This window comes from uncultured Vibrio sp., from assembly GCF_947488985.1.
Taxonomy (GTDB): Bacteria; Pseudomonadota; Gammaproteobacteria; order Enterobacterales; family Vibrionaceae; genus Vibrio.
In genome coordinates this window covers 1-645 of the sequence record NZ_CANLBV010000263.1, presented here as the reverse complement: position 1 = coordinate 645, position 645 = coordinate 1, and the positions used below count along the sequence as shown (strand labels likewise).

Sequence of the window (645 nt, the reverse complement as noted above, 5' to 3'; positions counted from 1 at the left end):
AAAATCCAACAAGGAAGCACCACGCTGCTTACGCGGTCGGTAGTGAGGTTTTGGTTTGATGTGAGCGTCTGTCTCTGTTTCTTTCGGGCAAGCGAAAGCCGCCGCAGAGTGCGGTGTCATGTCATGATTTTTCATAAATAATTCCTGATTTTAAAAAGGAGGGAAGATTAAAAACTCAAGTAGAGTTGGTATGTCGCACTCATGATAAGTGAGCCTAGAAGCGCAATCGTGAACCCTAACCCCGCTTTAGGGAGCCATTGGTTCATTTTTGCCAATTGTTTACTCACGTAAATACGGTGGTTCTCACCGCTTTCTTGCAGTAGTTCCGAGTAATTCACACGGGCGCCCAACACTTTCATGATCCCGAGTTCATCGGGAAGCAGTAAGCCTGTGTCTAAAATGAAACCGAGGTTGCCTTGCCCGAGGGCTTGCCGCTGCATTTTTTCAATATGCATGATGACAAAGGGGGTGTTTCGCGTTTTGATTTGCGCCAGCGCATCATCAAGCTTCACCCCGCATTGAGTCAGATTGCCGAGCGTTTTAAGCAGGGAGGCCGCTACCGCAGCGCGATACAGAGAAAATATCGGCCAATTGGCGACCCATTGACGTGAGGAGCTTCCCCATCGAGGCAAGGCGATAGCCACC

At 49.3% G+C, this 645-nt stretch carries 1 pseudogene; it reads right to left on the bottom strand.

The annotated features are described in order from the left end of the window. Nucleotides 1-167: 167 nt before the first annotated feature. A pseudogene (locus Q1A70_RS20250) lies at nt 168-645 on the bottom strand (hypothetical protein); the annotation flags it as partial.